This window comes from Ancylobacter radicis, from assembly GCF_018449475.1.
GTDB lineage: Bacteria > Pseudomonadota > Alphaproteobacteria > Rhizobiales > Xanthobacteraceae > Ancylobacter > Ancylobacter radicis.
This window is the reverse complement of record NZ_JAHCQH010000021.1, coordinates 137734-158465: the sequence shown is the minus strand read 5'-3', so window position 1 is coordinate 158465 and position 20732 is coordinate 137734. Positions and strand designations below refer to the sequence as shown.

The window sequence follows — 20732 nt, the reverse complement described above, 5'->3', positions numbered from 1 at the left end:
GAACGACGTGGATTCCGGTTCGCGTGAACAGACAGCAAAGCAAAGGGGCGCCGAAGCGCCCCTTTTTCGTATCGCCCGACTGGCGCGGGGTCAGTCCTCGCCGCGCGCGGCGCCGCCCGACACGTGGTCGCGCAGATCCTGAAGCGAGGCGAAGCGCAGTGTGCCATCCGGCAGGTCCGCCTCGATCGAGCCATCCGAGTAGAGCTTGTAGGCCATGCCGCCGATGACGCCGGACTTGAGCACGCTCACTTCCGGCTCGGCCGCCGGCTCATCATCGCCGAGCAGATCGGAGACACTCAGGAAAGCCGGCGGAGCGCCCGGATCGGGACCGAGATCCGCGCGCGGAAGAGGTTCGCGCACTACCGGTTCGCGCACCACCGGTTCGGGTACACGCGGCGCCGCGATACGCGGTTCCGGGATGCGGGGTTCAGCAATACGGGGGTCGGCAATGCGCGGTTCGGACAGCCGTGGTTCGGGCGCGCGGCGCGGCTCGGGCACCCGAGGCTCCGACATGCGGGGCTCGGAGATCCGCGGTTCGGAGACGCGCGGCTCGGCGGGATGAGATTCAGCCCGGTCAGCCGCGAACCCAACGGGCATCGGACGCTCCGGCGCCACAGGGCGCTCGGGAACCGCGGCACGCTCGCCGGGCGCCGAGGGCGGCCCGCTGCGCAGGAAGGGCGGCAATTCGCGCCGCGCGGCCACATCGGCCTCACGCTGGGCCGCTTCCTCGCGCCGGGCCAGTTCGGCGCGCGCGGCCTCGGAGGCCGGACGCGGCGGGGGCAGCGGCTCGAATTGAAGCGCCGGTTCGGCAATCTCCGGCTGCGCTTCGATCTCCGGCTCGGGAACCGGTTCCGGCTCACGCTTGCGACGGAACCAGGATGGCAGCCCACCCGCCGGATCGAGCGGACGCTCCTCCGCCACCACGGCCGCCGGTGCGATCGCCTCTTCCGGCTCCGGCTCGGGCTCCGGTTCCGGCTGGATTTGCCGGGCCGGGGCCGCGGGAACGGGCGGCGGGGTCCGCTTGGCCGGCTTGGCCGGCGGCGGCGGGGCGGGTTCGGAAATGGGCGGGAAGACGGGGAGGAAGTCCTCGGCCTCCAGCTCCAGCCCGGCCCCATGGCCATGCTCACGGTCCTGCAACGGGCTCTGCAGGGGAGCCTGCAACTGGCCGTGCAGATGGCTGGCCTCTTCTTCCTCGAACTGGATGATACCGTCGAGCCGGTCGGCAACCACAACCAGCGACCTCTGCACGAGGCCCATCGCAACCAGCAGCAATCCGCCGACAAATCCGATGCTTCCCGACATCAGAATTGCCGCGCCGGAAGTCGTCTCCGAGCTGCTGAAGCCCCACGCGCCGAAGACGATACCGATGACGGCCACCGCTACGCCGACGCCGATGACAAGTGCACCCATAAATTCACTCCGCCCGACCGATTCGCGCTCGGCCTTATTCACGTGGACTTTACGTCGAGACTTGCTTTTACAAAAGCTGCACAGGAAAATGCACCCCCTCCACCGGTAAAACGCGGCGCCGCCGTCCACCGCCTTCGCCTCTACGACCTTCGGCGGAGAAGAATTTCGGCGCGCGCGATGCTTTTGGTTGTCCGCTGCGGCGGAGCGCCCTATCTAGACGGAGCCGCCCGCGCGGGTGCCAAAGCACCCGTACCCGATGCCGGGACGGCGCGGCCGGATTTCATTTCGCGGAGACAGTTTCGATGTCCTTCACGCTTCCCGAGCTTCCCTATTCCTACGATGCCCTCACGCCCTACATGTCGCGTGAGACGCTTGAGTATCATCACGACAAGCACCATCAGGCCTATGTCACCAACGGCAACAACCTGCTGAAGGGGACCGAATTCGAGGGCAAGTCGCTCGAGGAGATCGTCACCGGCTCCTATGGCAAGAATGCCGGCCTGTTCAACAATGCCGGCCAGCACTTCAACCACATGCACTTCTGGCATTGGATGAAGCCGAATGGCGGCGGCGCCATCCCCGGCGAGCTGGAAAAGAAGATCGTCGAGGATCTCGGCTCGGTCGAGAAGATGAAGGAAGACTTCATCCAGGCCGGCGTCACCCAGTTCGGCTCGGGCTGGAACTGGCTGGCGGTCAAGGACGGCAAGATCGTCGTCATGAAGACGCCGAACGGCGAGAGCCCGCTGGTCCACGGCGCCACCCCGATCCTGGGCTGCGACGTGTGGGAACACTCGTACTACATCGATTATCGCAATCGCCGCCCGGACTATCTCAAGGCGTTCGTCGAGAACCTGGTGAACTGGGAATACGTCGCCGAGCTTTACAGCAAGGCCGTCTGACCCTTCCGACGATCACGGTTCCCATCAAGGCGTCGGCCCTCGCGGCCGGCGCCTTTTTGCTGCCCGCGTCAGCCTGGCGGGTCAGCCGGACGGGTCAGCCCGCATAGGGGCGGCGCGGGCGCGGCTGGTCGCTGAGCACGCAGTAATCGGCCCAGAAATTATACTGGTAGGTGGAGCGCCACTGGTACAGCCAGTTGTCGCATTCCGCGCGGGTGCGGAAGCAGCCCTCCACGGTGCGCGTCTGCAACCGGTTGAGATAGAGCCCCCATTCACGCTGGCCGGTGAAATGGCCGTACCAGAGCTTGTTGGGCGGAATGGTACGCGCCATTTCCTTGCAGTCGCCGCCGGGGAACGCCCCGGTGAATTCATAGGCGTCGGCGGCTCCCGCCCAGAGCAGGACCGCGACGGCCGGCAGAAGTCGCAGCGCGGCGCGCATCACAGCCATTTCACCCCACGGAACACGCTCATCAGTACCATGCCCAAAGCGAGGGCGAGGAGCACCATGGTCCAGAAGCCGTTGGGGTCTTCGGCAAAGGGAATGCCGCCGACATTCATGCCGAACAGGCCGGTGATGAGGTTGAGCGGGGCGAACACCACGGTCACCGCCGCCAGGATGAGCATGGAATGGTTCATCTGCTCGGCCCGGCGCTCAACCATCTGGTCGTAGATCACCGCCGCACGGTCGCGCACGGAATCGAGTTCCTCGGCAAAGCGCGTCACCCGGTCGGCGGCCTCGCGCAGCCGGTTGCGGTCGCGTGGGGAGAGCCATTCGGCATCCTCCAGCGAGAAATGGTTCAGCGCCTCGCGCTGCGGGGCGATGTAGCGGCGCAGGATGATGGCCACGCGGCGCACTTCCGACACCTTGACGCTGAGATTGGACAGCGTCGCGCGCAGCACCTGCTCCTCCAGCTCGTCCGCCTGCTCGGCCAGCGCGGTGATGACCGTGTCCATGCGGTCGACCAGCCGCATGGAAATATCGGCGACGAACTCGCCGGGCGTGCGCGGCGCCCGCCCGCGCTGGATCGCGTCCTCGAAATCGCCCATCGCCGAGAGCGGGCGCTTGCGCACCGAGACGATGCGGTTGGGCTCGACCCAGAAACGCACCGAATGCATCTCATCCGGCAGCGAATAGGGCATCAGATTGATGCCGCGCAGGTTCAGGAAGGCGCCGTGCTCATAGAGCGCGCAGCGCGGCCGGGTCTCCGCCGCCACCAGCGATTCGATGATGGCGGCGTCGATGCCGCTCTGCTGGTGCAGCCAGTTCTGCGGGTGTCGGTGCTCCAGCTGCTGCAGGCTGATCCAGACGAAGGCGGGGGACTTCGGCGCGCCCTGATGGATCTCCTCCCAGCCGATGCGGCGCGCGCCGCCCGCGCCATCGAATATCCAGGCCCCAACCAGTCCCTCAGTATCGAAATCCGGCACGCGCGCGCTCCTCAGGACAGGCATGAACGCCAGATGAACGTCGCCTCTGGAATGCGTTCAGTTTGATGAACCTATTGCAACAGCCGGTTCAGCTTGGGTTCGGCCCCCTCGTTCTAGCTTCGGTTCCATCAACGGCCAATACCGGCCGCGAGCGACCCGCAGAGTTCTCACGAGGACCGCCATGATCCGCCTCGCAAAACCCGCCAAATTCGCCGCCCTTGCCCTTGTCGGGGCGACGCTGGCTTCGGTTCCCACCGCTTCCTATGCGCGCAACAACACCGGCGCCGCCGTCGCGGCCGGCGTGGTCGGCGGGCTGCTGATCGGCGGCATCGCCGCCGCTGCGGCCAATGACTACGCCCGCAACGACTATTATTACGCCCCGCCGCCGCCCCCGCCGCCGCGCTATGGCTACGGCCCGCGCTACGTCCCGGCCTATGGTCCCGGCTACGGCCCGGGCCCCGGCTATGGTCCCGGCTACCGGCCGCACCGTCCGCGCTGCTGGGTGGAGACCCAGACCTATTACAATCGCTGGGGCCATCCGCGCTCGCGCGATGTCGAGGTCTGCCGCTGATCAAGGCCTGCGCTGATCGGCGCATCACGAAATTGGAAAAAGGGGCGGCGGAGCGATCCGTCGCCCCTTTTCTATGCGTCGCCCAAGGACGGGGGATCGACCTTGACGATGCCCGATCGGTCCAGCGCCTCCAATGCCGCACGCACCGGCACGCCGCCGACCACCAGATCGGGGGCCAGTTCCGCCAGCGGAATCAGCGCGAAGGCCCGCTCCATCATGCGCGGATGCGGGATTTCGAGGTCCGGCTCGTCCACCCGCTCCTCACCATAGAGCAGGATGTCGATATCGATGGTGCGCGGCCCGAAGCGTACTTCGCGGGTGCGGTCGCGCCCGAAGGCGTGCTCGACCCCCAGCAGCATGTGCAGCAGTTCGCGGGCCGACAGCTCGGTCTCCACCGCCACCACCATGTTGAGATACGGCCCCTGCGGCACCGGCCCCCAGGGCGGCGTCTCGTAAAGCGAGGAACGGGCGATGATGGTGAGCCCGGTGCGCGCGATCAGCCCCACCGCCTTCGCCATGGTGCCGGCCCGGTCGCCCAGATTGGAGCCGAGGCAGAGATAGGCGGTGCGCTTCTCGACCTTGCGCGGCCGGCGGATGAAGAAGTCAGGCGGCGCCACGGATCGCCTCCGTCACGCGGGCGGCCTGCACATGGGCGGCCACGTCATGCACGCGGATGATGGCGCAGCCCGCCATGATACCGATCACGTTGGAGGCGATGGTACCCGGCAGGCGCTCGGCCGGCGCGGTCTCGATCACCTTGCTGATCAATGACTTGCGGGAGGTGCCGAGCAGCAGCGGGAAGCCGAGCTTACCGATCTCGCCGAGCGAGGCGATGGCCCTCAGATTCTGCTCGAAGGTCTTGCCGAAGCCGATGCCGGGATCGAGGCTGATGCGGTCGGCGCGGATGCCGGCGCGGGCTGCGCGCTCCAGCGCCTGCTCGAAGAAGGCGATGATGTCGGCGACGATATCGACCGTCGGATCGACGCTGGCCCGGTTGTGCATGGCGACCACGCCCGCCTCATGAGCGGCCGCGACGCGCGCCATCTCCGGGTCTCCCATCAGGCCCCATATGTCGTTGACGATCACCGCGCCGGCCTTCAGCGCCGCCTCCGCGACCACGGCCTTCTGCGTGTCGATGGAGATCGGCACGCTGAGCCCCGCCAGCGCCTCGATGGCGGGCAGCACGCGGCGCATCTCCTCCTCGGCCGGCACCGGCGTGTGGCCGGGCCGGGTCGATTCGCCGCCAATGTCGAGAATGTCAGCGCCTTCCGCGACCAGGCGATGGGCGTTCGCCACCGCGTCGTCGAGCGCCGCGCTGCGCCCGCCATCGGAGAAGGAATCGGGCGTCACATTGAGGATGCCCATGATCAGCGTGCGGCCGGCATAGTCGAGCCGGCGCCCGCGCGCATCAAGGCACCGTTGGGTCGGCGAGATGAGAGAAGCCATCAAGGGTTCCGGCGTCGGGTTGCTGGCTTCCAAATCGCCCGCCGCGCGGAGGAAGGCAAGGCCTACACATGTCCGGTCGCGACGCATCCATCGCCCTCACGGCTTGCCGAAGCGCGCGCGGCGCGCTCTAAAGTGCGTCAGACCCGCTCGCAGAGGACCACCATGTCCGGTGATATCGACGGCAAGATCTATCTCGGCCGGAGCGACAAGCCCGAATATCTCACGCTCAAGCTGGCCAACCGGCACGGCCTCGCCACCGGCGCCACCGGCACCGGCAAGACCGTCACCCTCCAGACGCTGGCGGAAGGCTTCTCCCGCGCCGGCGTCCCGGTCTTCGCGGCGGACATCAAGGGCGACCTGTCCGGCATCGCCATGCCCGGCGAGGGGCAGGACTGGATCCTCAAGCGGTGCGCGGAAATCGGCATCGACTACGTGCCGGACGAATTCCCCGTCATCTTCTGGGACCTGTTCGGCGAGCAGGGCCACCCGGTCCGCGCCACCGTCTCGGAAATGGGCCCGCTGCTGCTGGCCCGGCTGCTGAACCTCAACGAGGTGCAGGAGGGCGTGCTCAACGTCGTCTTCCGCGTCGCCGACGAACAGGGCCTGCTGCTGCTCGACCTGAAGGATCTGCGCGCGATGCTCGCCTTCGTGGCGGAGAATGCGGGCAAACTCACCACCACCTATGGCAATGTCTCGGCGGCCACCGTCGGCGCCATCCAGCGCCAGCTCCTCGTGCTGGAGAATCAGGGCGCTGACAAATTCTTCGGCGAGCCGGCTCTGAAGATCACCGATCTGATGCGCGTCGAGCCGCGCTCGGGCTATGGCACGATCAGCATCCTCGCCGCCGACAAGCTGATGGGCGCGCCGCAGCTCTACGCCTCCTTCCTTCTGTGGCTGCTGTCGGAACTGTTCGAGGAGCTTCCCGAGGTCGGCGACCCCGACAAGCCGAAGGTCGTGTTCTTCTTCGACGAGGCGCATCTGCTGTTCGACGACGCGCCCAAGGCGCTGCTGCAAAAGATCGAGCAGGTGGTCCGGCTCATCCGCTCCAAGGGCGTCGGCGTCTATTTCGTCACCCAGAACCCGCTCGATGTGCCCGAAAGCGTGCTCGCCCAGCTCGGCAACCGGGTGCAGCACGCGCTGCGCGCCTTCACCCCGCGCGACCAGAAGGCGGTGAAGTCCGCCGCCGACACGTTCCGCCCCAATCCGAAGCTCGACACCGCCCGCGTCATCACAGAGCTCGGCAAGGGCGAGGCGCTGGTTTCCACCTTGGAGGGCAACGGCACGCCTTCCATGGTCGAGCGCACGCTCATCGCCCCGCCCACCGGGCGTGTCGGGCCGATCACGCCGGAGCTGCGGCGGGTGGCGATCGAGCGCAGCCCGGTACGCGGCGTCTATGACGAGACGCTGGACGCCGAGTCCGCCTATGAGATGCTGGCCAAGCGCGCCAGCGAGGGCCCGGCCCCGGAGACGCCCACCCCGGAGACCTCCTCCCCCACGCAGGCCGATGCCGCCGGCGGCGGCTGGATCAGCGATGTGCTCGGCGGGCTGTTCGGCGGCGGGCGCACGCGCGGACGCATGACCATCGGCGAGCAGGTGACGCGGCAGGTCACCCGCGAAGTCACCAACCAGATCACCAAGGCGATCCTGCGCAACGTGCTGGGCGGCGCGCGACGACGCTAGCCTCGCATCATTTTACGCTTTTCACGCCCGGCCCGCCGCTCGCGGGCCGACGACAAGACCAAAGGACTTCGTGTCATGACCGATCTCGACCGCGTTCTGGCGACCGTCGACGCCGATCTCGATGGCGCTCTGGAACGGCTTTTCGCCTTCCTGCGCATCCCGTCCATCTCGACCGATCGCGCCTATGCGGCGGACTGCCGGCGCGCCGGCCAGTGGCTGGTGGACGACCTCGCCGGCCTCGGCCTCACCGCCACGCTGAATGACACGCCCGGCCACCCGGTCGTCACCGGCATCTCGCAGCTCGGCACCGGCAAGCGGGTGCTGTTCTACGGCCATTACGACGTGCAGCCGGTCGATCCGCTGGAACTGTGGGAGAACCCGCCCTTCGAGCCGAAGATCATCGAGGGGCCGAACGGGGTGAAGCGCATCGTCGCGCGCGGCTCCTCCGACGACAAGGGCCAGGTCATGACCTTCGTCGAGGCCTGCCGCGCCTATCTGAAAGTCACCGGCACGCTGCCGGTCGACGTCACCATCATGGTCGAGGGCGAGGAGGAGAACGGCTCCGGCAATCTGCCGCCGTTCCTTGAGGCGCATCGCGAGGAACTCGCCGCCGACATCGCGCTGGTCTGCGATACCTCGATGTGGAACGCCACCACCCCGGCTATCACCGTCTCGCTGCGTGGGTTGATGCATGACGAGATCGTCGTCACCTGCGCCAATCGCGACCTGCATTCCGGCTATTATGGCGGGGCCGCCGCCAACCCGCTGCATGTGCTCTCCACGATCATCGGCGCGGTGCACGGGCCGGACGGGCGCATCACCATTCCCGGTTTCTATGACGGCGTGGTCGAGCCGCCGGACGAGGTGAAGGCGCAGTGGAACGCGCTCGGCCTGACGCCGGAGGTCTTCCTCGGCCCCATCGGCCTGTCGCAGCCCATCGGCGAGCGGGGCCGTTCGCTGGTGGAGATGACCACCTCGCGCCCGACCTTCGAGGTCAATGGCATGTGGGGCGGCTATATTGGCGAGGGGTCGAAGACCGTCATTCCCTCCATCGCCACCGCGAAAATCTCCTGCCGCCTCGTCGCCGGGCAGAACCCGGTCCATGTGCGCGATGCGGTGCGCGCCTTCGTGCGCAGCCTGATCCCTGCCGACTGCACGGTCGAGTTCCGCGGCGGCGAGGGCTCGCCGGCGGTCGCCGTCTCCCATGACAACCCGAACCTCGCCAAGGCCAGCGCCGCGCTGGGCGACGAATGGGGCAAGCCGGCGGTCACGGTCGGCGCGGGCGGCTCGATCCCGATCGTCGGCCATTTCAAGAAGACGCTGGATCAGGACACGCTGCTGATCGGCTTCGCGCTGGACGATGACCGCATCCACTCGCCGAACGAGAAATACGACCTCGCCTCCTTCCACAAGGGCATCCGCAGCTGGGTGCGGGTGCTGGCGGCACTCGCCGCCTGAGACGCCCGTCGCGTGGCGCCACTCGCCGCCTGAGGCACCGAAAGTCGCGTGGCGGGGATAGACCCCGCCATGCCAGAACCGATCACCCGAAACTGCCGGCCGCATCCCCGGCCGCGACGCGCGGAGCCTTCCGATGTCCCATAGCTGGACCCGCACCTTCACCTATCTCGACGGCGCCTGGCATGAGGGCAATGTGCCGATCATGGGCGTGCGCACCCATGCGGCCTGGCTCGGCACCTCGGTGTTCGACGGCGCCCGCGCCTTTGAGGGCGTCACCCCGGACATCGAGCTGCATTTCCTGCGGGTCAACCGCTCGGCGGTGGCGATGGGGCTGAAGGCGGTGGTGCCGATCGAGAAGTGGATCGAGCTGACCCATCAGGGCCTCAAGCACTTCGCGCCCGACGCCGCGCTCTATATCCGGCCGATGTACTGGGCCGAATATCCCGGCGCCCGCACGGTGGACGCCGATGCCGAGTCCACCCGCTGGTGCCTCAGCCTGTACGAGGCCGGCATGCCGGACCCGGCGCGCGGCACCTCGATCACCCTCTCGCCCTTCCGCCGCCCGACGGTGGAATGCGCGGTGACCGACGCCAAGGCCGGCGCGCTCTACCCGAACAATGCCCGCGCGCTGGTCGAGGCGCATAAGCGCGGCTTCGACAATGCGGCGCTGTGCGACATGCTCGGCAATGTCGCCGAACTCGCCACCGCCAATGTCTTCATGGTGAAGGACGGCGTCGCCTTCACCCCCGCCGCCAACGGCACGTTCCTCGCCGGCATCACCCGCACCCGCACCATGGGCCTGATGCGCGAGGCCGGCATCGAGGTTGTCGAGACCTCGCTGCGCTGGGAGGATTTCCGTGGCGCGGACGAGCTGTTCACCACCGGCAACTATTCCAAGGTCTCGCCGATCACCCGGATCGAGGAGCGCGAGCTCCAGCCCGGCCCGGTCTATCGCCGGGCGCGTAAGCTCTATTGGGACTTCGCCCATAGCTGATCGAAAGCCGAGCCCCGCCGTGGTCCCCGCGCACGCCCTCCCCTCGCTCGATTCCCTGGTCGACGGCGTGCGCGCCGGAAACCGGGCCATGCTGGCGCGGGCGATCACGCTGGTGGAATCGCGCAAGGCCGAGCACCGGGCGCTGGCGGAGGAGCTGCTGCAAAAGCTGCTGCCCTTCACCGGGCAGGCGCTGCGCGTCGGCATCACCGGCGTGCCGGGCGTCGGCAAATCCACCACCATCGACACGCTCGGCACGCAGTTGATCGCGCAGGGCCACCGCGTGGCGGTGCTGGCGGTCGATCCCTCCTCCACCCGCTCGGGCGGCTCCATTCTCGGCGACAAGACCCGCATGGCGCGCCTGTCGATGGACAGCCGCGCCTTCATCCGCCCCTCGCCCTCGGCCGGCACGCTGGGCGGCGTCGCGGCGCGCACGCGCGAGACCATGCTGCTCTGCGAGGCCGCCGGCCATGACGTGGTGCTGGTCGAGACGGTCGGCGTCGGCCAGTCCGAGACGGCGGTGGCGGATATGACCGACACCTTCCTCGTACTCATGCTGCCCGGCGCGGGGGATGAGCTTCAGGGCATCAAGAAGGGCATCATCGAGCTGGCCGATATCGTCGCGGTGAACAAGGCCGATGGCGACAACGCCGTCCGCGCCCGCACCGCGGCGAGCGAATACCGCGCCGCGCTGCATGTGCTGGGCGGGCGTGACGCGCACTGGACCGTGCCGGTGCTCACCTATTCCGGCCTCACCGGCGAGGGCCTGCCGGAACTGTGGCAGCAGGTCGAGCAGCACACCGCGCGCGCCCGCGCCGCCGGCAGTTTCACCGCCAAGCGCAGCGCCCAGCAGGTGAAATGGATGTGGACCCTGTTCGACGACCGGCTGCGCACGCGGATGCGGTCGGAACCGGCGCTGCGGGCGGAACTGGCGCGGCTGGAGAAGGACGTCGCCGACGGTCATCTCTCGCCGACGCTCGGGGCGGGCCGGATCGCCGCGCGGCTCGGAATCTGACCCGCTCTCCCTCAAAAAGCCGGAATGAGGGCGTGACTGTGCAGACCTGCCTTTAATGCGTTTCGCCGCCCCGCCGCACGCTGCCCCGTTTCCGGGAAGGCACCAAGCAGGCCGAGAGGACATCATGACGAAACCAGACCTCTCCGGCCGTCGCATATTTCTCGTCGAGGACGAGGCGCTCGTCGCCATGATGATCGAATCGATGATCGAGGAACTGGGCGGCACGGTCGTCGCCACCAAGTCCGGCGTGAACGAGGCGCTGGATTTCGTCGCCGCGTCCCATTCGGAGATCGACGTGGCGCTGCTCGACCTCAATCTCAACGGCAAGCGTTCCTATGACGTCGCGCAGGCGGCGAGCGGGCACGGCATTCCCGTGGTGTTCGCCACCGGCTATGCCGATGACGACATCGTCGAGACCTGGCGCGGCCGCCCGGTACTGGCCAAGCCCTTCCAGCTCGCCGATCTCGAAGGGGCGCTGGCCCGCGCGCTCAGCGGTCCTGCGGCCTGAACCGACGACGTGGCGCCCGGCCCTGCCCCCGTCAGCATCCTGATCACCGGCTTCGGCCGCTTTCCCGGCGCGCCGGACAATCCGTCCGCCTCTCTGGCGCGGGCGCTCGCCCGCAGCCGCCGTTTTCCGGGCGCCCACCTCACCGCCGATGTGCTGCCCACGCTGTGGCGGACGGCCGAGGATTTTCCCGCTCGGCTGGAGCGTGAGCGGCCGGACATCGTGCTGATGATAGGTCTCGCCGCGCGCCGCCCCCATCTGTGCGTGGAGCGTCTCGGCCGTAATGGTGGCGGCGTGTTTCCCGATGCCGGACGCCGCCGCCCGGCCCGGCGCGTGCTCGCCCCCGGCGGTCCGGCCGGCATCGCCTCCACGGCCGAGCCGGTGGCGCTGCTGCACGCGCTGCGCGGCGCGCGGGTGCCTGCCCGCCTGTCGCGCGATGCCGGTCGCTATATCTGCAACGCGCTGGCCTACCGCGCCTATGGCTGGGCGCGGGCGCAGGGGCGCCTCGCCATCTTCATCCACGTCCCGCTGCCGCGACCGGGCCTCAGCCTTACCCAGATGCGCCGGGCGCTGGAGGCGCTGCTGCGGGCGCTGATCGCCCAGCACCGCGCCCGCGCGCTCATGGCGGCGGCTCGGCGGTGATGCGGATCGCGGCGTACCAGGCGGCGAGGTTGGCGATGTCGGCATCGGTCAGGTCCTTGCTCACCACCGTCATCATCTCGTTGACGCGGCGGCCGGCGCGGAAATCCTCCAGCGACTTCATCAGATACATCTCGACCTGACCGGCAAGGTTCGGCGCCTCCGGGTGCTGCGACAGGCCGTTGGCGCCGTGGCAGACCGCGCATTGGGCGGAGGCCTTGGCGCGCCCCGCCTTGGCGTCCTGCGCGTCGGCGGGCGAGAGGGAGAGGGGCGAGAGAGCGACGAGCAGAAGGGCCGTCGCGGCGAGCGGCGGGTGGAGCAGGTGTGGCATGGGGCGTCCCGGCACAGGGCGCGTTGACAGCGCGCATCAAAGAAGGCGCGCCCGCAGTGGATGGACACCGCGGGCGCGTGGGCGACAGGCGCGGCCTATTTGCCGTAGGAGATGCGGTAGATCGCCCCCGACGTGTCGTCGGAGACCAGCAGCGAGCCGTCATTGAGCTGCGCCACCGACGCCGGCCGGCCGAGATACTCGCCATTGCTGGTCAGCCAGCCCTCGGCGAAGGGCTCGGACTTGGCCGCCGTGCCGTCCTCGTTGAGCGTGGTGAACATCACCCGCGCCCCCACCGGCACGGTGCGGTTCCACGAGCCGTGCTGCACCGAGAAGATGCCGCCGCGATAGGCCGCCGGGAATTGCTGGCCGGTATAGAAGGTCATGCCGAGATCGGCGGCATGGGCGACCATCTCGATCGCCGGATTCACCGCATCGGCGGGCGGGGTGGCGTCCTTGTACTCGGCGGTGCGCACCGTGCCGCCGCCGAAATAGGGGAAGCCGAAATTCTGCCCGGCCTTGGTCGCCCGGTTCAGCTCGCCGGGCGGGATGTCGTCGCCCATGCCGTCCACCTGATTGTCGGTGAACCAGAGCGTCTTGTCCTTGGGATTGAAGTCCATGCCGGCGGAATTGCGCACGCCCCACGCATAGACATCGCGGTTCTTGCCGTCACGGTCCATGCGGACGATGCCGCCGATGCCGACCTTCTGATAGAGGTCGTACTTCTCCTGCGGCATCACGTTGAAGGGCTGGCCGAGCGTGATGTACAGCTTGTCGTCCGGCCCGATGCGGCACACCCGCGTGGTGTGGTTGTAGGATTCCTCGGCGCGCGGGATCAGGTCGCCCTGCTTGACCACCTGGAAGGCGGCGACGTCCGGCCCCTCATAGAAATACTCGGCCGCCGGGAACAGCAGCACGCGGTTCTGCTCGGCGACGAACAGGAAGCCGTCCTTGGAGAAGCAGACGCCGTGCGGCAGCTTGAACTGCACCGAGGGCGCGAACACCTTCACCTCGTCCGCCACCCGGTCCTTGTCGCGGTCGGTGACCGCCCATACCTTGGATTTGCGGGTACCGACGAAGACGACGCCGGTGGTCGGCCCCACCGCCATTTCGCGCGCGTCGGGTACGATGGCGTAGAGCGCGATCTTGAAGCCGTCCGGCAGCTTGATACCCGCCAGCGTCTTGTTGAAGGCGTCGACGCGCGGGCCGGTCTGCGGGACCGTCTCCATCTCCATCGAGGCGCCGGTGGTCTGGAAGCTGGAGAGCTTCTCCAGATTGTCGGTGGCCTGGGCGCTGGCGGTGCCGGCCGGCAGAATGGCGAGGCATCCGGCGAGCATGGTGGAAGCCAGCAGCGCGCCAGATCGCGCGCCGTGACGGATGTTGGACATGGGGTTTCCTCCTGGGTGCCGGGCCTCGAGCGGGCCCGTTAGCGGCGGCACGCTAGCACGTTGGAGCATGACGTTAAGTCAGCAACAGTGACGTTTGTGGTAATTTATTCTTACCGGAACGATGATTTTTATCCCGAGCCGTTCATGTAACATTCCAATACTACAACGCACTCGTTTAAGCTTCATTTCTACATAATAACGAATGCCACCGCCCCGCCGCTCCCGTCGGAGCCGGGTCATGCCGCCAGCGCCGAATCCTGCTAAGGCGTTGGCCTGGAGCGATCCGGTGACCACCCGCGAGGGGCCGCCGGCGCGGAAGGGCGCGGGTCGAATGACGATCTATCTGCCGATAGCGGAACTGCCGGTGAACATTTTCACCCTGCTGGCGATGGGCATCGCGGTCGGGTTCATCTCCGGCATGTTCGGCGTCGGCGGCGGATTCCTGATGACGCCGCTGCTCATCTTCCTCGGGGTCGCGCCGGCCGTGGCGGTGGCGAGCGTGTCGACCCACATGGCCGCCTCGTCCTTTTCCGGCACGCTGAACTATCTGCGACGAAAGCAGGTGGATAAACAGCTCGCGCTGGTGCTGCTGGCGGGAGGGCTCACCGGCACGCTGGCGGGCGTGCTGATCTTCATGGCGCTGCGCCGCTTCGGCCAGCTCGATCTGGTGATCGCCGTCGCCTATATCGTGCTGCTCGGCGCCATCGGCCTGTTGATGGTGGTGGAAAGCCTGCGCGCGCTCGCCCGGCGCCGGCGCGGCGAGCCGCCCATGGTGAAGCGGCCCGGCGCGCATGCCTGGTTCCTGCGCATGCCGTTCAAGATGCGGTTCCGGCAATCGCGCATCTATGTCTCGGTCATTCCGGTCGTCGTCATCGGCTTCCTCATCGGCCTGCTCGGCGCGCTGATGGGCATTGGTGGCGGCTTCCTTCTGGTGCCGGCGCTGATCTATCTGCTGCGCGTGCCCACCCTCACCTCGGTCGGCACCTCGCTGATGCTGACGCTCGCCACCATGCTGGCGGCGATCATCATGCAGGCGGTGCTGAACCAGACGGTGGATGCGGTGCTCGGGCTCGTGCTGATGGTCGGCGGCACCATCGGCGCGCAGTTCGGCAGCCGCGCCGGGCAGGCCCTCCGGGCCGAGAATCTGCGCCTGCTGCTCGGCCTGCTGGTGCTCGCGGTCGGCCTGCGCGTCGCCTATGACCAGACCACCCGCCCGGCCGATCTCTACGCCGTCACCATTGACGAGCGGCTGCCATGATGCCGGCTGGCATGCCCCCTGGCCTGAGGCGCCGCGCCGTTCTGCTCCTGCTGGCCGGGGCGATGGTCGCCCTCGCGCCGGCCCTGGGGCGGGCGGAGGCTCTGGTGCTGTCGCTCTCCAAGTCGCGGATCACCATCACATCGAGTTTCACCGGCGACAGCATCGTTCTGTTCGGCGTGATCGAGGCACTTCCGGGCCGGTCCACGGATACCCCGCGCGATGTCATCGTCACCGTACGCGGGCCGAATGAGAGCTTCGTCACCTGGCGCAAGGAGCGTCATTTCGGCCTGTGGGTGAATGTCGACAGCCGCTCCTTCCTCTCCGCCCCCTCCTATCTCGCCGTGCTCAGCAACCGCGATCCGGCTGAGATCAGCGATAGCGACACGCTGCGTCAGGAACAGGCGGGCCTGACCCATAACCGCTTCCTCCAGCGCGTCGGCAGCGACTATGCCGATGTGGTGCCGGAGGATCCATTCCGGCAGGCCTTCATTCGCGTGAAGAAGGCACAGGGGCTGTATTTCGAGGACAGCGCGGGCGTCACCTTCATCGCCCCGCGCGTGTTCCGGGCAGTCATTCCGATCCCCGGCATCGCCCCGGTCGGCACCTATCAGGTCTCGGTCAAGACCTTCCTCGACCAGCATCTGGAAGCCCACGGACTGCTTCCGCTGGATGTCACCAAGGTCGATTTCGAGCAGACGGTGGCCACCGCCGCGCAGGATCATCCCTGGCTCTACGGCCTCGCCAGCGCGCTCGGGGCGCTCGCCGTCGGCTTCATCGCCAGCATCGCCTTCCGCCGCGACTGATTTTTTGCAGCCCTGAACGCGAACAGGGCGTGACTCCGCCTTTGTCCCGGATAATATAGGGGGGTACCCTATTTTGGATCGAGCATGTCGCACACCATCAAGGAAAAATCCCGCCTGCTGGCGCGGGTGCGTCGCATTCGCGGGCAGGTCGAGGCGGTCGAGCGGGCGCTGGAGGCGGAGCTTGGCTGCGCCGATGTGCTGCAGCTCGTCGCTTCGGTGCGCGGGGCGATGAACGGGCTCACCGTCGAGCTGATCGAGGATCACATGCGCCATCACGTCGTCGATCCCGCCACCGAGCCGGACCGCGAGCGCGCCCGCGGCGCCAGCGAACTGCTCGATGTCATCCGCACCTATCTGAAGTGAGCCGGAGGCCCGCCATGCACGCCCCAACCCCCACCGCCCTGATGCCCGCCGGCCCGCTCTCCGACCGCCACACACATCAGTTCCTCGGCCAGCGCCACGGCCGGCACGAGCGCCGCACCTGGATCGTCATCGCCATCACCGCCAGCGTCATGGTGCTGGAGATCGTCGCCGGCTCAGTGTTCGGCTCCATGGCGCTGCTGGCCGATGGCTGGCACATGTCGACCCATGCGGCGGCGATGCTGATCACCGCGCTCGCCTATCGCTACGCCGCGCGCCACGCCGATGATCCGCGCTTCAGCTTCGGCACCGGCAAGGTGGGCGACCTCGCGGCCTTCGCCAGCGCCGTGGTGCTGGCCATTGTCGCGCTGCTGATCGGCTGGGAGAGCGCGGTGCGCCTCACCGCCCCGGTCGCCATCGAGTTCCGCGAGGCGATTGCCGTCGCCAGCTTCGGGCTGCTGGTGAACCTCGTCTGCGCCTGGCTGCTGCGCGACGATCACGACCATCTGCATGGTCATTCGCATGGCGGTTCGCACGGTCATGGCCACGCGCCGCATCAGCACGACTCCCATGCGCGCGAAGCCCATGCGCACCCGCATCACGATCACGCGCCGCACGATCACGCGCACGACGATCACGCCCACGACCATCCACACCCGCACGCCCATCCGCATGAAGCGGCGCGGGCGCCGGCCCGCGACAATAATCTGCGCGCCGCCTATCTGCATGTGATGACCGACGCGCTGACCTCGGTGTTCGCCATCCTCGCCCTGCTCGGCGGCAGCCTGTACGGCTTCGTCTGGCTCGATCCGGTGATCGGCATTGTCGGCGCGCTGGTCGTTGCCCGCTGGTCATTCGGCCTGCTGCGCGACACCGCCGGCGTGCTGCTCGACGCCACGCCGCGCCGCGACCTGCCGCAGGCGATCCGCGCGACGCTGGAGGAACAGGGCGCCGAAGTGACGGACCTGCATGTCTGGCAGGTCGGCCCCGGCCATCATGCGGCGGTGGTCGCGCTGCGCGCCCGCAGCCCGCGGGCGCCGGCGGCCTACAAGCACGAGCTGGAGCACATTGAGGGGCTCTCGCACGTCACCGTCGAAGTGAACCCGGTCGAGGCCAGCGCGGCCTGACCACGCCTCGCCTGAGGCCTAGAGAACCGGCTCGGGGGCGATGGCGACACCGGCCCGCTCCAGCACCCGCGCCGCCTGCAACGCCGCGTCCTCGCGCCAGGGCGCGGCGATCAGCTGGACGGCGACCGGCAGATGCTCGCCGAGCGGCACGGGCGCCGCCACCACCGGCAGGCCGATGAAGGAAATGGGCTGGGTGTAGATGCCGATATTGGGCCGCACCAGCATTTCCCGCCCGTCGAGCAGGAAGGTCGCCTGCCCGCTGCGCGGCGCCGGCACCGGGGTGGCCGGGGCGATCAGCACGTCGATATCGGCGAACAGCTCCAGCGCCCGCGCGTGGAACCAGCGGCGGAAGATCTGCGCCCGCGCGATCCAGCCGGCCGGCAGCACCGCCCCAGCGAGCAGGCGCTCGCGCACCGCCGGGTCGAAGTCGCCCGGCCGTTCGCGCAGCCGGTCGAGATGCAGCGCCGCCCCTTCCGCCATGGTGATGAGATAGGCGGCGGCGCGCGCCCGCTCCACTTCCGGCAGTTCCACAATGCGCGTCGCGCCCAGCGCCTTGGCCGCCGCCGCCACCGCCGCATAGGCCTGGCTGGTGCCCTGCCGGGCGAACCAGCCGCCGAGCACCGCCACCTTCAGCTCACCCGGCTGGTCGAGCCCGCCAAGCGTCGACGCCGCCGGCACATCGGCCAGCGCCGGATCCTCGGCATCGGGGCCGAGCAGCGCGTCATAGGTGGCGGCGAGGTCGGCGACATGGCGCGCGAAAGGGCCGAGATGGTCGAGGCTGGCCACGAAGGGGAAGCTGCGCGCCCGCGAGAGCCGCCCATAGGTCGGCATCAGCCCGAAAATGCCGCAGAAGGACGAGGGCACGCGGATCGAGCCATTGGTGTCCGAGCCGAGCGCGAGCGGCACCAGCTTGCCGGCCACCGCCGCCCCCGAGCCGCCCGAGGAGCCGCCGGCCATGTGGCCATGGTCGTGCGGGTTGCGGGAGTTGCCGTCATGCAGATTCTCGCCGGTGAAGTCATAGGCATATTCGCCCATGTTCAGCCCGCCGAGGCACACCGCGCCGGCCGCGCCGAGCCGCTCCACCAGCGTCGCGTCGCGCGTGGCGGGCGGACGGTCGCGGTTGATCTTCGAGCCGGCCCGCGTCGGCAGGTCCTTGAGATCGAACAGGTTTTTCACCGCGAAAGGCACGCCGGCAAGCGGCCCGAGCGTCTCGCCGGCGGCGCGGCGGGCGTCGAGCGCATCGGCCTCGGCGCGGGCGCGGGCGGCGGTGATGTCGGTGAAGGCGTTCAGCAGCGGATCGACGACGGCGATGCGGGCGAGCGCCGCCTCGGTGACGGCGCGCGCCCTCACCTCGCCATTCTGGACGGCGGCGGCAAGCGCCAGCGCCGGGCCGACCAGCAGCGCGGCCGCGCGGTCCGGCTCGGAGGTGGCGTCGATCATCGCATTCGTCATGGCATCGCTCGCGGCATGATGCGCAGGGGCGGGCTGAGGGGCTGGGTCCACAGACGCGCTCTCATGGGCGATAGACGGGCGCCGGCTCGGCATCGTCCGGCAGAGCGAAACCGGCCACCAGAGCGGCCATGGCGATGGCGGTCTCCAGATGCATCACCACGCGCGGGCGCAGCGTCTCTTCCAGCGGCAATCCCTGCAACGCCAGCCCGCCATCCAGAAGCGCGCCCGTCGCGCGGGCCCGGTCGTCCCTCTCGCCCGTCCCGTCCATCGCGCCCCCCGCCTGTTCGGCGGCATTAGATTGCATGCAAGTAAAGCGGACAAGCCTTCATTTTCACCATGAAGGCCCTCTGCACGCCCATCCGCCTGTGTATGTCCGGGCCTGCGGGGCAGAACTACGCACAGGCGCTCTTGCCAAGCGGGGGCCGCGCAATTAGGTTCCGCGCCGTTCTGGCACGCAGCTGTAGCTCAGTTGGTTAGAGCGCCGGTCTGTGGAACCGGAGGTCGGTGGTTCGAGCCCACCCAGCTGTACCAGAAATCAGGATACCCGCTTGCGGGCGCTCTACTGCGTCACGCAGATATAGAGCGAGGTATCCGCCCCTGCCTCCTTCAGCTTGAGCCAGATATCGGCGCGCACGCGCAGGCGCGAACCGTATTTGCGGGCATAGGCGACGGCGAATTCATCCGTCGCGTGGGCTTCCTCGGCCGACATGACCTTCGCGCTCCCTGCTGCAAGGACGCCATCAGCCATGCAAGCGAGCGGCCAGACGGCGCGGAACGCTCCGCGCCGCCGATCACTCTTGGTTCAGGGCGCGAGCAGGCCCGGCGCCGCCACCGGCCTGGGATAGGGCAGATCGTCCACCAGCTTCGCGCCCGGCGTATCCTGCGCGAACAGCGGATCAAGCTCGATCGTCAGATAGTTCAGCCGGTTGGCGTAATTGGCGATGCTCAGCCGGTTGTTGGTGAGATCCTTCACCACGACCCACTGGGTGTAGTCGGAGCCCAGCGACCCGTCCGGGTTCTTGAACTGGGCGATGCCGACGGGAATGTCCACATTGTTGAGGATGTGACCGACCATCTGCGCCGCGCCGGCCGCGTCCTTCGGCTGCTCGGCGTAATGGCGCAGGAAGGCCGCCTTCACGAAGCGCGAGGGCGGGGTGTAGTCGCCGGGCAGGCCGAGACCGCCACCACCCGCGCCGAGCTCGGTCACATTAAGCGTGCCGACCTGGCGCTGCGCCACCGCGACGGTCGACAGGCTCAGATAGTTGCGCAGATTGTTCAGGTGCCAGTCATAGGTCGGTGCGTTGGTCAGCACATGGGCGGCATTCTGGTGGATGCGCACCTCGCCATCGACATATTCGACCACGATGCCCGCGCCGCTGCGGTCGACAAAGACGAAATGCAGCGTGGGCGGCGTCGGCCCGCTCGGCAGCGAGGCATCGGCCCACACCTTCATCGTCTTCAGCGCCGGTTCGAGCTCGGCCACGCTGGCGAAGCTGCCGAGCGCCCAGGAGCCGAAGGTCAGCACCGACTGGTACTGCTTATCCTGCGCCGTCACGGTCTGGTACTGGGTGAAGCCGGGCAGGAAATTGGCGCTCATCGAGAGGCCCTGCGCGTTCTGCCCGTCGAGCAGCGCGCCACCGGGGATGATGCCCGCGCTCACCCCGACCACGGCATATTTGGTCGTCACCGTCACGTTCGGCAGGCCGGCCGCCTTGGGCGCCACGAGGGTGAGCGGTGTGCCCTTGGGCTGGCTCACCAGCGTCCATTTCATGTCATAGGCCCATTCCATGGTGCGCCCGGCGATCACCGATTTGTCGGCGGCAATGAGATCGACGGCGGTGCAGGCGATGCCCGCATTGACCATGGCGAGCAGGGAAAGCGTGGTCGCGACCAGACGCATCATGGCGTTACCTCCTGTTTTGTCCGTTTTTCGCTACATCATGCGAACGCTCAACGTGACGCTCATCCATGAAGGCGACG

Annotated in this window: 23 protein-coding genes and 1 tRNA gene; 13 read left to right on the top strand and 11 right to left on the bottom strand. The window is 68.3% G+C overall.

The window, feature by feature from the left end:
- Positions 1–90: 90 nt before the first annotated feature.
- Positions 91–1539, bottom strand: a complete 1449-nt coding sequence (locus KIP89_RS16960; protein ID WP_369807187.1) for a hypothetical protein — start codon at positions 1537–1539, stop codon at positions 91–93.
- A gap of 173 nt (positions 1540–1712) precedes the next feature.
- Here KIP89_RS16960 and KIP89_RS16955 point away from each other — a divergent pair, with 173 nt between their 5' ends.
- Positions 1713–2309, top strand: a complete 597-nt coding sequence (locus KIP89_RS16955; protein WP_213756767.1) for a superoxide dismutase — start codon at positions 1713–1715, stop codon at positions 2307–2309.
- A gap of 94 nt (positions 2310–2403) precedes the next feature.
- Here the strand turns inward: KIP89_RS16955 and KIP89_RS16950 are convergent, their stop codons facing one another.
- Both KIP89_RS16950 and KIP89_RS16945 read right to left on the bottom strand, forming a co-directional pair.
- Positions 2404–2754 carry a hypothetical protein gene (locus KIP89_RS16950; RefSeq protein WP_213756766.1) on the bottom strand — a complete coding sequence of 117 codons (351 nt, stop codon included), beginning with the start codon at positions 2752–2754 and terminating at the stop codon, positions 2404–2406.
- Positions 2745–3731, bottom strand: a complete 987-nt coding sequence (locus KIP89_RS16945; RefSeq protein ID WP_213756765.1) for a zinc transporter ZntB — start codon at positions 3729–3731, stop codon at positions 2745–2747. The genes KIP89_RS16950 and KIP89_RS16945 overlap by 10 nt, the downstream gene beginning before the upstream one ends.
- A gap of 181 nt (positions 3732–3912) precedes the next feature.
- Here KIP89_RS16945 and KIP89_RS16940 point away from each other — a divergent pair, with 181 nt between their 5' ends.
- The gene (locus KIP89_RS16940) at positions 3913–4302 is read left to right on the top strand and encodes a hypothetical protein (RefSeq protein ID WP_213756764.1); all 390 of its coding nucleotides are present in this window, start codon (positions 3913–3915) and stop codon (positions 4300–4302) included.
- Between the two features lie 71 nt (positions 4303–4373).
- Here KIP89_RS16940 and folK read toward each other — a convergent pair whose 3' ends face one another.
- Complete coding sequence (gene folK, locus KIP89_RS16935; RefSeq protein WP_213756763.1) at positions 4374–4919, bottom strand: 2-amino-4-hydroxy-6-hydroxymethyldihydropteridine diphosphokinase; 546 nt, start codon at positions 4917–4919, stop codon at positions 4374–4376.
- Positions 4906–5748: a dihydropteroate synthase gene (gene folP / locus KIP89_RS16930; protein WP_213756762.1), complete on the bottom strand. Its 843-nt coding sequence runs from the start codon at positions 5746–5748 to the stop codon at positions 4906–4908. Before folP ends, folK begins: the two co-directional genes overlap by 14 nt.
- Before the next feature lie 162 nt (positions 5749–5910).
- Between folP and KIP89_RS16925 the strand changes: the two genes are divergently transcribed.
- The 6 genes from KIP89_RS16925 (at position 5911) to KIP89_RS16900 (ending at position 12039) form a co-directional block, all read left to right on the top strand.
- Positions 5911–7428 (top strand): helicase HerA-like domain-containing protein, encoded by a 1518-nt coding sequence (locus KIP89_RS16925; protein WP_213756761.1) that lies wholly within the window; start codon positions 5911–5913, stop codon positions 7426–7428.
- 75 nt (positions 7429–7503) lie between these two features.
- The gene (locus tag KIP89_RS16920; protein ID WP_213756760.1) at positions 7504–8886 is read left to right on the top strand and encodes a dipeptidase; all 1383 of its coding nucleotides are present in this window, start codon (positions 7504–7506) and stop codon (positions 8884–8886) included.
- Between the two features lie 133 nt (positions 8887–9019).
- A complete protein-coding gene (locus KIP89_RS16915; RefSeq protein WP_213756759.1) occupies positions 9020–9880 on the top strand; it encodes a branched-chain amino acid aminotransferase in 861 nt (286 codons plus the stop codon).
- A gap of 19 nt (positions 9881–9899) precedes the next feature.
- A complete protein-coding gene (gene meaB, locus KIP89_RS16910; RefSeq protein ID WP_213756758.1) occupies positions 9900–10892 on the top strand; it encodes a methylmalonyl Co-A mutase-associated GTPase MeaB in 993 nt (330 codons plus the stop codon).
- A 124-nt stretch (positions 10893–11016) separates the two neighbouring features.
- The gene (locus tag KIP89_RS16905) at positions 11017–11400 is read left to right on the top strand and encodes a response regulator (RefSeq protein ID WP_213756757.1); all 384 of its coding nucleotides are present in this window, start codon (positions 11017–11019) and stop codon (positions 11398–11400) included.
- Positions 11401–11409: 9 nt separating this feature from the next.
- Positions 11410–12039, top strand: coding sequence for a pyroglutamyl-peptidase I (locus tag KIP89_RS16900; protein WP_213756756.1), 630 nt, complete (start codon positions 11410–11412; stop codon positions 12037–12039).
- On the opposite strand, the gene KIP89_RS16895 is transcribed toward KIP89_RS16900, so the two are convergent.
- Together KIP89_RS16895 and KIP89_RS16890 are read right to left on the bottom strand one after the other, a co-directional pair.
- On the bottom strand, positions 12017–12367 hold the full coding sequence (locus KIP89_RS16895; RefSeq protein WP_213756755.1) for a c-type cytochrome: 351 nt from the start codon (positions 12365–12367) through the stop codon (positions 12017–12019). The genes KIP89_RS16900 and KIP89_RS16895 overlap by 23 nt on opposite strands.
- Before the next feature lie 95 nt (positions 12368–12462).
- Positions 12463–13752: a PQQ-dependent sugar dehydrogenase gene (locus KIP89_RS16890; RefSeq protein ID WP_213756754.1), complete on the bottom strand. Its 1290-nt coding sequence runs from the start codon at positions 13750–13752 to the stop codon at positions 12463–12465.
- A 331-nt stretch (positions 13753–14083) separates the two neighbouring features.
- On the opposite strand from KIP89_RS16890, the gene KIP89_RS16885 reads away from it, so the two are divergent.
- The 4 genes from KIP89_RS16885 to dmeF all read left to right on the top strand — a co-directional run bounded on the left by KIP89_RS16885 (position 14084) and on the right by dmeF (position 17300).
- Entirely contained in the window at positions 14084–15010 is a 927-nt protein-coding gene (locus KIP89_RS16885) for a sulfite exporter TauE/SafE family protein (protein WP_213756753.1), read from the top strand.
- Positions 15011–15021: 11 nt separating this feature from the next.
- Positions 15022–15813 carry a TIGR02186 family protein gene (locus tag KIP89_RS16880; protein ID WP_250152585.1) on the top strand — a complete coding sequence of 264 codons (792 nt, stop codon included), beginning with the start codon at positions 15022–15024 and terminating at the stop codon, positions 15811–15813.
- Between the two features lie 84 nt (positions 15814–15897).
- A complete protein-coding gene (locus KIP89_RS16875; protein ID WP_213756752.1) occupies positions 15898–16176 on the top strand; it encodes a metal/formaldehyde-sensitive transcriptional repressor in 279 nt (92 codons plus the stop codon).
- Positions 16177–16190: 14 nt separating this feature from the next.
- Complete coding sequence (dmeF, locus tag KIP89_RS16870; protein WP_369807186.1) at positions 16191–17300, top strand: CDF family Co(II)/Ni(II) efflux transporter DmeF; 1110 nt, start codon at positions 16191–16193, stop codon at positions 17298–17300.
- A gap of 18 nt (positions 17301–17318) precedes the next feature.
- Here the strand turns inward: dmeF and KIP89_RS16865 are convergent, their stop codons facing one another.
- Complete coding sequence (locus KIP89_RS16865) at positions 17319–18740, bottom strand: AtzE family amidohydrolase (protein ID WP_213756934.1); 1422 nt, start codon at positions 18738–18740, stop codon at positions 17319–17321.
- Positions 18741–18813: 73 nt separating this feature from the next.
- Positions 18814–19020 carry a DUF4089 domain-containing protein gene (locus tag KIP89_RS16860; RefSeq protein WP_250152583.1) on the bottom strand — a complete coding sequence of 69 codons (207 nt, stop codon included), beginning with the start codon at positions 19018–19020 and terminating at the stop codon, positions 18814–18816.
- 186 nt (positions 19021–19206) lie between these two features.
- Between KIP89_RS16860 and KIP89_RS16855 the strand changes: the two genes are divergently transcribed.
- Positions 19207–19283, top strand: a tRNA-His gene (locus tag KIP89_RS16855).
- Between the two features lie 28 nt (positions 19284–19311).
- Here KIP89_RS16855 and KIP89_RS16850 read toward each other — a convergent pair.
- The gene (locus tag KIP89_RS16850; RefSeq protein ID WP_213756750.1) at positions 19312–19461 is read right to left on the bottom strand and encodes a hypothetical protein; all 150 of its coding nucleotides are present in this window, start codon (positions 19459–19461) and stop codon (positions 19312–19314) included.
- Positions 19462–19554: 93 nt separating this feature from the next.
- Positions 19555–20655, bottom strand: a complete 1101-nt coding sequence (locus KIP89_RS16845; protein WP_213756749.1) for a choloylglycine hydrolase family protein — start codon at positions 20653–20655, stop codon at positions 19555–19557.
- Positions 20656–20732 lie beyond the last annotated feature (77 nt).

Excerpts from the sequence above, each read along its gene's own strand:
- KIP89_RS16955 (WP_213756767.1), top strand. The coding sequence starts at position 1,713 with ATGTCCTTCACGCTTCCCGAGCTTCCCTATTCCTACGATGCCCTCACG.
- KIP89_RS16860 (WP_250152583.1), bottom strand. The coding sequence starts at position 19,020 with ATGGACGGGACGGGCGAGAGGGACGACCGGGCCCGCGCGACGGGCGCG.
- KIP89_RS16890 (WP_213756754.1), bottom strand. The coding sequence starts at position 13,752 with ATGTCCAACATCCGTCACGGCGCGCGATCTGGCGCGCTGCTGGCTTCC.
- dmeF (WP_369807186.1), top strand. The coding sequence starts at position 16,191 with ATGCACGCCCCAACCCCCACCGCCCTGATGCCCGCCGGCCCGCTCTCC.
- KIP89_RS16875 (WP_213756752.1), top strand. The coding sequence starts at position 15,898 with ATGTCGCACACCATCAAGGAAAAATCCCGCCTGCTGGCGCGGGTGCGT.
- KIP89_RS16865 (WP_213756934.1), bottom strand. The coding sequence starts at position 18,740 with ATGATCGACGCCACCTCCGAGCCGGACCGCGCGGCCGCGCTGCTGGTC.
- KIP89_RS16845 (WP_213756749.1), bottom strand. The coding sequence starts at position 20,655 with ATGATGCGTCTGGTCGCGACCACGCTTTCCCTGCTCGCCATGGTCAAT.
- folP (WP_213756762.1), bottom strand. The coding sequence starts at position 5,748 with ATGGCTTCTCTCATCTCGCCGACCCAACGGTGCCTTGATGCGCGCGGG.
- KIP89_RS16850 (WP_213756750.1), bottom strand. The coding sequence starts at position 19,461 with ATGTCGGCCGAGGAAGCCCACGCGACGGATGAATTCGCCGTCGCCTAT.
- KIP89_RS16885 (WP_213756753.1), top strand. The coding sequence starts at position 14,084 with ATGACGATCTATCTGCCGATAGCGGAACTGCCGGTGAACATTTTCACC.
- KIP89_RS16895 (WP_213756755.1), bottom strand. The coding sequence starts at position 12,367 with ATGCCACACCTGCTCCACCCGCCGCTCGCCGCGACGGCCCTTCTGCTC.
- KIP89_RS16915 (WP_213756759.1), top strand. The coding sequence starts at position 9,020 with ATGTCCCATAGCTGGACCCGCACCTTCACCTATCTCGACGGCGCCTGG.
- KIP89_RS16920 (WP_213756760.1), top strand. The coding sequence starts at position 7,504 with ATGACCGATCTCGACCGCGTTCTGGCGACCGTCGACGCCGATCTCGAT.
- KIP89_RS16940 (WP_213756764.1), top strand. The coding sequence starts at position 3,913 with ATGATCCGCCTCGCAAAACCCGCCAAATTCGCCGCCCTTGCCCTTGTC.
- KIP89_RS16950 (WP_213756766.1), bottom strand. The coding sequence starts at position 2,754 with ATGGCTGTGATGCGCGCCGCGCTGCGACTTCTGCCGGCCGTCGCGGTC.
- KIP89_RS16880 (WP_250152585.1), top strand. The coding sequence starts at position 15,022 with ATGCCCCCTGGCCTGAGGCGCCGCGCCGTTCTGCTCCTGCTGGCCGGG.
- KIP89_RS16905 (WP_213756757.1), top strand. The coding sequence starts at position 11,017 with ATGACGAAACCAGACCTCTCCGGCCGTCGCATATTTCTCGTCGAGGAC.
- KIP89_RS16925 (WP_213756761.1), top strand. The coding sequence starts at position 5,911 with ATGTCCGGTGATATCGACGGCAAGATCTATCTCGGCCGGAGCGACAAG.